The sequence below is a fragment of the Actinophytocola sp. genome, assembly GCF_045807065.1.
Lineage (GTDB): Bacteria > Actinomycetota > Actinomycetes > Mycobacteriales > Pseudonocardiaceae > Actinophytocola.
Window position 1 is genome coordinate 1 of record NZ_JBJMIE010000836.1, and the last position, 8,971, is coordinate 8,971.

Genomic DNA, 8,971 nt, shown 5'->3' on the forward strand with positions numbered 1-8,971 from the left:
CGGCACGCGCAGCCGGTGGTGGTCGGTGCCGAACCGGCGGGCGATGAGGTCCGAGTACTCGAACTCGTCACCTTCGGTGCTGCCCAGCGATTCGAAGCCGATGCTGAAGGTGAGCAGGTCCCTCGCGCCCGCCTCGGCCAGCAGCGCGACGATCAGGCTGGAGTCCAGGCCGCCCGACCAGTACAGCGGCTTGATGCCGAACGGGTCCCGCGCGCCGAAGACGACCTTGTCCTGGTTGTCCCAGATCAGGAACGCGAACATGCCACGCAGCTTGCGCACCGAGTTGGGCCCGAGGTGGTGGTAGGCGGCGACGATGGCCTCGCCGTCGCCCTTGGTCCGGTACCGCACGCCGAACCGGTCCGCGAGCTCCTTGCGCAGCTCGCGGTAGTTGTAGATCTCCCCGTTGAAGTTGAGCGTGTAGCGGGTCGGGTTTTCCGGCGGCCCCCAGATCAGCGGCTGGTGGGAGTGCTCGAGGTCGATGAACCCAAGCCGGTTGAAGCCGTAGACGACCTCACCCTGCGCCCAGGTGTCGGTCTCGTCCGGCCCGCGGTGGCGCTGGCAGCGCATGGCGGCGCGAACGGCGTCCCGGCGGGCGACCGCGTGTCCCTCGGTCGGGCAGACCAGTCCAAGCAGACCGCACACGCGTGAACTCACCTCGCTACTGTGGATGGGGGGATGGTCACCCACTATGCCTTACGACTCCTCCCGCGAAGACGTGCGGGGCGAGTCTCGGGTTGCGTCGTACGTGGTGGGCCACCCCTGGCGCGACGGCGACGTGGCGGATCTCTCGCTTGTGATCTCGCGCGCATCGCTCAGAGCAGGCACCCGACTATGCAAAGAGCTATACAGATCGACCGGTGTGCTGGTGGTGCCCCGGTCTTGTAATACTCGAAGACGTGCGTTCTCTTGGTTTGCGGTTCGTCGGGCACTCCACCGTGCGGGTGGAGGTGGCCGGCCACGCCGTGTTGACCGACCCCGTGCTGACCAACCGGGTGTCGGCCCTGACCAGGGTGACGTCACCCGCGACGGCAGCCGACCGGGCCGATGTCGATCTCGTCCTGCTCTCCCACCTGCACGGGGACCACGTTCACCTGCCCTCGCTGCGGCTGTTGAGCCCGCACGTCCGGGTCGTCGTCCCCCGGGGTGCCGGTGACTGGCTGCGGGCGAAGGGCATCCGCCGCGTCGACGAGCTGGCGCCCGGCGAGGAGCTGGCGCACGGGGACCTGCGCATCACCGGCGTGCGGGCCGAGCACTCCGGGCACCGCTGGGGTCCGCGGTTCACCCACGGTCCGCAGGCCGAGGCCATGGGGCACCTCATCGAGGGCGGCGGGCGCAGGGTCTACGCCGCCGGGGACACCGACCTCTTCCCCGAGATGGCCGCCCTGTCCGACCTCGACGTCGCGTTGCTGCCCGTCTGGGGCTGGGGGCCGACGCTGGGGCCCGGCCACATGAACCCGCGGCGCGCGGCCGCCGCCGTCGACCTGCTCAAGCCCCGTGTCGCCGTCCCCGTGCACTGGGGGACGCTCGCGGTCACCGGCCTGCCCAAGGCACCCGGGCGGCACGGCAGGCGCATGCGTCACCTGCTCAGACACCCGCCGATCGAGTTCGCCGAGGCGGTCGAGGAGGCCGGCTCGGCCACGCGCGTCCTGGTCACGCGGCCCGGCGAGAACGTCCGGCTCCCCGACCCGGTGCCCGAATGAGGGCGGGGGCGCGGACGAGAAGCATGAACCACGACGACCACTCCTCACCCGGTAAGACCGCCCATTCACGCGCGATCGAGCGGCCCGAGTCAGGCGCCCCGGCGCCCCTGGTGGCGGCGCGGGGACCGGACGGTCCCGGGGTGCCGGAATGAGCGGCATCTTCGGGATCGACTGGAGCCACCCTTCGTCCATCGGCTACCCGGTCGTCTTCGGCGGGGTCCTCATCGGGTCGATCGTGCCGGTCATCCCCACCGGGGCGGTGGTCGGGGCGGGGGCGGCGCTCGCGATGACCGGGCAGCTGAACCTGGTGCTGGTCGTGCTGGTGGCGATGGCCGGGGCGCTCGTCGGTGACCTCGTCACGTTCGCCGCGGGGCGGGGTGGGCGGGGGCCGATGACCCGGTTCTTCGAGCGGCGGCAGTCCGCCGAGAAGCTGGCCTCCGCGCGGGACAGGTTCACCACGAAGGGCTGGCTGCTGGTGGTCATCGGGCGGATGGTGCCGGCCGGCCGGATCCCCGTGCTGCTCGCCGCCGGCGCGCTCGACTACCCGTGGCGGCGCCTGGTGCCGGCCGCGGCCGGTGCGTGCCTGCTGTGGGCGGTGGCGTACGCGCTGCTCGGCGTGGTGAGCGGCGGTCTGTTCGACAACCCGCTGGTCGCTACCCTCATCGCGACGACGCTCATCCTCGTGGTGACGGTGGTCGTCGGACTCGTTTCCCGGCGACGGGAACGCGGTAGGGCACGCAAGCGGGAGACGGAGCATGCGACAAGGGCCTGACCGGGGACGGCTGCTGCGCGGCGGCCGGGAGTTCGCGAGGCTCGTGCTCGTCTGGGCGCTCGTCGCCGTCGCACTGCACCTGCTCGACCTGTGGCTCGAGGACTTCGACCTGCCGCACTGGTGGCAGCCCATCGTGTTCGCGGCCATCCTCGGCGTGCTCAGCGCTGGGGTGTGGCCGCTGATCATGCGGTTCGCGCCGCCCCGGGCGGTGCTGGTCCTCGGGCTCGGCTCGTTCCTGCTGCTCGGCGCGGGCGTGCTGGCCATCTCGTCCGCCATGCCGGACGTCCTCCTCGCCGACCTCGAGACGGCCGTGATCGTCGTGGTCGTCATCGCCGCGGTGGCCGGGCTGGTGTCCAGCCTGCTCGCGATCGACGAGGACGAGGTGTTCTTCCGCCGCGCGGCCCGCCGGTTCCGCCGCGACGGCGAGGACCGGACCGACGAGCCGCCCGGCGTGCTGCTGCTGCAGATCGACGGCCTCGGCTACGACACCGTGCGCCGCGGCATCCGCGACGGGGACCTGCCGACCCTGTCCCGCTGGCTCGAGCGGGGCAGCCACGCCCTCGCCGACTGGCACACCGACTGGAGCTCGCAGACCGGCGCGAGCGTCTGCGGGCTGCTGCACGGCAGCAACGACGACATCCTCGGCTTCCGCTGGTACGAGAAGGACCGCGACCACGTGATGGCGTGCGCGGCCCCGGTCGACGCGGCCGAGATCGAGCGCCGGCACTCCGACGGCCGCGGCCTGCTCGCGAGCGGCGGCGCGGCCCGCGGCGGCCTGTTCACCGGCGACGCCGACCACGTCAGCTTCACCATGAGCGCCATCCCGTTCCTGTCCCGGGGCAGGAGGCGGGACACGTTGGGCTCCGGCTACTACGCCTACTTCGCGAACCCGGTCAACGTGCTGCGGACGTTCGGCTCCGCGCTGGTCGACGTGCTGCGGGAGATCTCCGCGTCGGTGCGCCAGAAGCGCGCCGGGGTGCGGCCGAGGGTCAAGCGGGGCCCGTTCTTCCCGTTCGCCCGTGCCGGCACCACGGTCATCGCCCGTGACCTGGTGGTGTCGGCGATCATCGGCGACATGCTGGCCGGGCGGCCCGTCGTGTACGCGGACTTCCTCGGCTACGACGAGGTCGCGCACCACACCGGCATCGAGCGGTTCGACGCCCTGGCCGTGGTCCGGTCCATCGACCAGCAGATCGGCCGGCTGTACCGGGCCGAGCGGCTCGCGCCCCGCCGCTACCACCTCGTGGTGCTCTCCGACCACGGCGTGACCCAGGGCTGGGCGTTCACCCACCGCTTCGGCGAGTCGATCCAGGCGCTGGTCGGCCGGCTGTGCGGCGGCGACCCGCCCACGGGCGGCAGGCGCGAGCCGCACCGGGAGGCGTGGCAGCTGGGCGCGGCCATGGCGGAGGCGTCCACGGGCTCCGGGCCCATCGCGCTGGCGTTGCGGCGGCGGTCGGCGCGGGCGACCACGCCGGACCGGCACCGCACCGCCGAGGGCCGTCCGGCCGGGGTGGCCCGCGCGGCCCCCGGGGTGGTCGTGGTGGTGTCCGGGCACATCGCGATGGTGTCGTTCACCGAGCACGCCGGCCGGGTGGACCTCGAGACGATCGAGCGCGAGTTCCCCGACCTGCTGCCCGCGCTGGTCGACCACCCCGGCGTCGGGTTCATGCTGGTCCGCAGCGCCCGGTCGGGCCCGGTGGTGCTGGGCCGGGACGGCGTGCGCAGGCTGGACGCGACCGGCGGCGACGCGGTCACCGGCGAGGACCCGCTGGCCGGGTACGGCCGCCACGCCGCGGACCTCGTCCGGCGCACCGACGCGTTCGAGCACTGCCCCGACATCATCATCAACAGCCGGTACAACGAGATCACCGACGAGGCGTCGCCGTTCGAGACGCACGTCGGCTCGCACGGCGGGCTGGGCGGCGGCCAGACCCGCGGTTTCCTGATGTACCCGGCGGAGCTGCCGGCACCCGGCGAGATCGACGGCGCCGAACGGCTGCACCAGGTGGTTCGGGACTGGCTGACCCACCTGGGCCACCCCGTACCCGAGCCGGAGGCCGAGCTGGTCCATGACTGACCACACCCTGGCCGAGGTCCTGCCGGGCCTGCTGAACGGCGGGTTCGGGCTGGAGCCGGCACGTGCGGTCGCGCTGCTGCTGGTCGACGGCCTCGGGTCCGAGCTGCTGGCCGCGCACGCCACCGACGCGCCCTTCCTGTCCGCCCTCCCGGACGCCGGGCCGCTCACCGTGGGATTCCCGTCCAGCACCGCGACCAGCCTCGCCTCGCTGGGCACGGGTCTGCCGCCGGGCGCGCACGGGCTGCTGGGCACGTCGCTGCGGCTGTCCGACGAGGTCGTGATGGACACGCTGCGGTGGACCGAGCACGGCACACAGGGGAAGGTGGACCTGCGGGAGTCGTGGGTGCCGGAGTCGGTGCAGCCGGCCGAGACGGTGTTCGAGCGGGCGGCGGCCGCGGGGATCGGCGTGACCGTGGTGTCCCAGCCGCGGTTCCGGGGGTCCGGGCTGACCAGGGCCGTGCTGCGGGGTGGCGACTACGTCGGCGCGCACGCGTTCGGGGACCTGGCCGCCGAGGTGCTGACGGCGCTGGCGGCGCCGGGGCGGCGGCTGGTGTACGGCTACCACGCCGACCTCGACGCCATGGGGCACGTGTACGGGCCCGGTTCACTCCCGTGGCGGCTCCAGCTGGCGCAGGTGGACCGCCTGGTGGAGACCGTCGCCGCGCGGCTGCCCGAGGACGCCCTGCTCGCGGTGACCGGCGACCACGGCATGGTGACCATGGATCACCCGGTCGACGCGGACACGCACCCGGACCTGCGCGCGGGCGTGCGGACGCTGACCGGCGAGCCGCGGGCCCGCCACGTGCACGCCGAGCCGGGCGCGGCGGCGGACGTGCTCGCGGCGTGGCGGTCCGTGCTCGGCGACGCGGCGTGGACCGTGTCGCGGGAGCAGGCGGTCGACGAGGGCTGGTTCGGTCCCGTCTCGCCCCGGTTCGCCGACCGGATCGGCGACGTGGTGGCGGCCGCGCGCGGCACGTCCGGGGTGATCCGCTCGAAGGCGGAGGCGAGCCTGTCGCGGATGGTCGGCCAGCACGGCTCGCTCACCCCGGCGGAGCGGCTCGTGCCGTTGCTCGTGGCCCGCGGGGTGCGGTAGACCTGCGCCCATGCCGCTGCTCACGGACCTGCTCGACGCGATCACCACGGGGCGGGTCGAGGTCGTCGACCTGACCGCGCCACTGTCGGCCGAGACGCCGATCCTCCAACTCCCGCCGCCCTTCGCGAACACCATCCCGTTCTCGCTGGAGCTGATCAGCCGCTACGACGCGGCCGGACCCGGCTGGTACTGGAACGACATCCACACCGGCGAGCACACCGGCACGCACGTGGACGCGCCCGTGCACTGGGTGTCCGGCAAGGACGGCGCCGACGTGTCACAGCTCCCCCTCGACCGGCTGGTCGCGCCCGCGGTCGTGGTCGACATGTCGGCGCGGGCGGCGGCGAACCCGGACTTCCTGCTGTCCACCGACGACGTCAGGGAGTGGACGGCGGCACACGGCGACCTGCCCGCCGGCTGGCTGCTGCTGCGCACCGGCTGGGACGAGCGGTCCGCGGACGCCGCGCGGTTCCTCAACGCCGACGAGACCGGGTCGCACACGCCCGGGATCTCACCCGAGTGCGCGCGGTGGCTGGCCGAGGAGACGCCGCTCGTCGGCCTCGGGGTGGAGACGGTCGGCACGGACGCCGGCGCCGCGCACGGGTTCGAGCCGGCTTTCCCCTGCCACCACTACTTCCTGGGCGCCGGGAAGATGGGGCTGACCCAGTTGCGGAACCTCGCGTCGCTGCCGCCGACCGGGGCCGTGCTGGTGGTCTCGCCGCTGCCCATCGTCGGCGGGTCCGGCAGCCCGGCGCGGGTGTACGCGCTGGTCGAGCGGTGACCACCACCGCGGACCTCGTGGGCCGCACGCTCGCGGAACTCGGTGTGGCGCAGGCGTTCGGCGTGGTCGGCAGCGGCAACTTCGTGGTGACCAACGCCCTGCGGGCGGGCGGTGTGCCGTTCGTGGCCGCCCGGCACGAGTGCGGCGCCACGGTCATGGCCGACGCCTACGCGCGGATGAGCGACCGGCTCGCCGCCGTCTCGCTGCACCAGGGCTGCGGGTTCACGAACGCGCTGACCGGCATCACGGAGGCCGCGAAGAGCCGGACCCCGCTGCTGGTGCTGACCGCCGACACCGCCGGCTCGGCGGTCACCGCGAACTTCCGCGTCGACCAGGACGCCGCGATCACCGCCGTGGGCGCGGTGGCCGAGCGGGTGCACTCACCCGCGTCGGCCGTCGCGGACACCGTGCGCGCGTACCGGACGGCCGTGCACGAGCGGCGGACCGTGGTGCTGAACCTGCCGCTGGACGTGCAGGCGGCGCCGGCCGAGCCGGCACCGGCCGCGGTTCCCGTTGCGCCACAACCTGTTCGGCCCCACGCCGACGCGGTGGCCGCCCTGGTGGCCGCGTTGCGTGCCGCGCGGCGGCCGGTGTTCGTGGCCGGCCGGGGCGCCCGCCACGCCGGCCCGGAACTGCGTGCGCTGGCCGACGCCGCCGGCGCGTTGCTGGCCACCTCGGCGGTCGCGCACGGGCTCTTCGCCGGCTCGCCGTGGTCGCTGGGCATCTCCGGCGGGTTCGCGTCGCCGCGGACCGCCGAGCTGATCGCGGACGCCGACCTCGTCGTCGGCTGGGGCTGCGCCCTCAACAACTGGACGACCAGGCGCGGCAGGCTGCTGGGCGGCACGGTGGCCCAGGTGGACGTGGACCCGGCCGCGTTCGGCGCCCACAACCGCGTCGACCTCGGCGTGGTCGGCGACGCGGCGCAGACGGCCCGTGACGTCCGCACGGCGCTGGGCGGGTCCACACAGGACGGCTACCGCACCGCGCCGCCGGGCCCGGTGCGGTGGCGCGACGTGCCGCACGACGACGCGTCCACAGCGGACCGCATCGACCCGCGGACGCTGAGCGCCCGCCTCGACGACCTGCTGCCGCCCGCGCGGGTGGTGTCCGTGGACTCCGGGAACTTCATGGGGTACCCGAGCGCGTACCTGTCCGTGCCGGACCAGTACGGGTTCTGCTTCACGCAGGCGTTCCAGTCCATCGGTCTCGGCCTGGCCACCGCGGTCGGCGCCGCCCTGGCTCGGCCGGACCGCCTGTCCGTGGCCGCGCTCGGCGACGGCGGGTTCCTCATGGGCGTCGCCGAGCTGGAAACCGCGGTGCGCCTGGGCATCCCGCTGGTCGTCGTGGTCTACGACGACGCGGCCTACGGCGCGGAGATCCACCACTTCGGCCGCGACGCCGACCTGTCGACGGTCACCTTCCCGGACACCGACCTGGCCGCGCTGGGCGAGGGCTTCGGCTGCGCGGGCCTGACCGTCCGCACGGTCGCCGACCTCGACGGGGTCACGGCCTGGCTGGACGGCCCGCGCGACCGGCCGCTGCTGATCGACGCCAAGATCACCGACGACGGCGGCTCCTGGTGGCTCGCGGACGCCTTCGGCTAGCCGAACCACAGCATTGGGGGCGGTCGGTTTTCGTCCCGATCCGTCGGGAATACGCGAGGATGACCTCGACAATCTCCCAGGCCTCGCGCCGAGCCCGCACGATCGTGCTGGTCATCGGCGTGGTTTACCTCGTTCTCGCCATCGTGGGCTTCGCGACCGCCGGGTGGGGCACGTTCGGGTATGAGGAGCCGGTACGGATGCTCGGCGTGTTCGGCGTCAGCACCCTGCTCAACATCATTCACACGTTCGTGGGACTGGCGGCGACCGTCGCCGCGGTGCGGCGGGTGCCGAGCGTGTTCGGCACGGTCGCCATGGTGGCGTTCACCGTGTTGACCGTGTTCGGTGTCGTCGCCCGCGTGTTCCCCGGCTCCGGCGACCCGCTGAACCTCACGTGGTGGAACGTCGGCCTCTACGCCCTGACCGCCGTCGTCTGCGGCTACGTCTTCACCGTCCGCATGCGCACGCCGCGGCAGGAGCACCAGGTGTAGGGCTCAGCCGACCACGGTCCGCACCAGCAGGAAGATGTTCAGCGCGGAGACCACCGCGGCCACGGCGGCCCCGCAGAGCGTGGTCACCCGCCGGTTGGTGAACTCGCCCATGACGTCGCGCCGACGGGTGAGCCACACCAGCGGCACCAGCGCGAACGGGATGCCGAACGACAGCACCACCTGGCTGAGCACCAGGGCCCGGGTTGGGTCGACACCCGAGCCGAGCAGCAGCAGCGCGGGTGTCATGGTCACCAGCCGCCGCACGACGAGCGGCAGGCGTCGGCGCAGGAACAGCGGGATGCGACGGTTGATGAAGCCCTGCATCACGACCTGGCCCGCGAGCGTCCCGATCGCCGAGCTCGAGAGGCCCGACGCCAGCAGCGCGATCGCGAACAACGTGCTCGCCGCGCCGCCGAGCAGCGGCGTCAGCGTCGCGTGCGCACCCTCGAGCGAGCC

Annotated in this window: 9 protein-coding genes; 7 read left to right on the forward strand and 2 right to left on the reverse strand. The window is 73.6% G+C overall.

Annotated features, from left to right (window positions below):
* Positions 1 to 642, reverse strand: a 642-nt coding sequence (locus ACJ73U_RS48350) for an asparagine synthetase B family protein (protein WP_407784577.1), incomplete at its 3' end; no start/stop codon positions are given.
* Between the two features lie 254 nt (positions 643 to 896).
* Between ACJ73U_RS48350 and ACJ73U_RS48355 the strand changes: the two genes are divergently transcribed.
* From ACJ73U_RS48355 to ACJ73U_RS48385, 7 genes are all read left to right on the forward strand, one after another.
* Positions 897 to 1,700 carry an MBL fold metallo-hydrolase gene (locus tag ACJ73U_RS48355; RefSeq protein WP_407784569.1) on the forward strand — a complete coding sequence of 268 codons (804 nt, stop codon included), beginning with the start codon at positions 897 to 899 and terminating at the stop codon, positions 1,698 to 1,700.
* A 148-nt stretch (positions 1,701 to 1,848) separates the two neighbouring features.
* Entirely contained in the window at positions 1,849 to 2,472 is a 624-nt protein-coding gene (locus tag ACJ73U_RS48360; protein WP_407784570.1) for a DedA family protein, read from the forward strand.
* On the forward strand, positions 2,456 to 4,549 hold the full coding sequence (locus tag ACJ73U_RS48365) for a phage holin family protein (RefSeq protein ID WP_407784571.1): 2,094 nt from the start codon (positions 2,456 to 2,458) through the stop codon (positions 4,547 to 4,549). Before ACJ73U_RS48360 ends, ACJ73U_RS48365 begins: the two co-directional genes overlap by 17 nt.
* On the forward strand, positions 4,542 to 5,642 hold the full coding sequence (locus ACJ73U_RS48370; protein ID WP_407784572.1) for an alkaline phosphatase family protein: 1,101 nt from the start codon (positions 4,542 to 4,544) through the stop codon (positions 5,640 to 5,642). The genes ACJ73U_RS48365 and ACJ73U_RS48370 overlap by 8 nt, the downstream gene beginning before the upstream one ends.
* 10 nt (positions 5,643 to 5,652) lie before the next feature.
* Entirely contained in the window at positions 5,653 to 6,423 is a 771-nt protein-coding gene (locus tag ACJ73U_RS48375; protein ID WP_407784573.1) for a cyclase family protein, read from the forward strand.
* On the forward strand, positions 6,420 to 8,027 hold the full coding sequence (locus ACJ73U_RS48380) for a thiamine pyrophosphate-binding protein (RefSeq protein WP_407784574.1): 1,608 nt from the start codon (positions 6,420 to 6,422) through the stop codon (positions 8,025 to 8,027). The genes ACJ73U_RS48375 and ACJ73U_RS48380 overlap by 4 nt, the downstream gene beginning before the upstream one ends.
* 59 nt (positions 8,028 to 8,086) lie before the next feature.
* Positions 8,087 to 8,515 (forward strand): DUF4383 domain-containing protein, encoded by a 429-nt coding sequence (locus tag ACJ73U_RS48385; RefSeq protein ID WP_407784575.1) that lies wholly within the window; start codon positions 8,087 to 8,089, stop codon positions 8,513 to 8,515.
* Between the two features lie 3 nt (positions 8,516 to 8,518).
* On the opposite strand, the gene ACJ73U_RS48390 is transcribed toward ACJ73U_RS48385, so the two are convergent.
* On the reverse strand, positions 8,519 to 8,971 hold a 453-nt coding region (locus ACJ73U_RS48390; protein WP_407784576.1), incomplete at its 5' end, for an Nramp family divalent metal transporter.

Coding starts and splice junctions, on each gene's coding strand:
- ACJ73U_RS48375 (WP_407784573.1), top strand. CDS start 5,653: ATGCCGCTGCTCACGGACCTGCTCGACGCGATCACCACGGGGCGGGTC.
- ACJ73U_RS48360 (WP_407784570.1), top strand. CDS start 1,849: ATGAGCGGCATCTTCGGGATCGACTGGAGCCACCCTTCGTCCATCGGC.
- ACJ73U_RS48370 (WP_407784572.1), top strand. CDS start 4,542: ATGACTGACCACACCCTGGCCGAGGTCCTGCCGGGCCTGCTGAACGGC.
- ACJ73U_RS48385 (WP_407784575.1), top strand. CDS start 8,087: ATGACCTCGACAATCTCCCAGGCCTCGCGCCGAGCCCGCACGATCGTG.
- ACJ73U_RS48365 (WP_407784571.1), top strand. CDS start 2,456: ATGCGACAAGGGCCTGACCGGGGACGGCTGCTGCGCGGCGGCCGGGAG.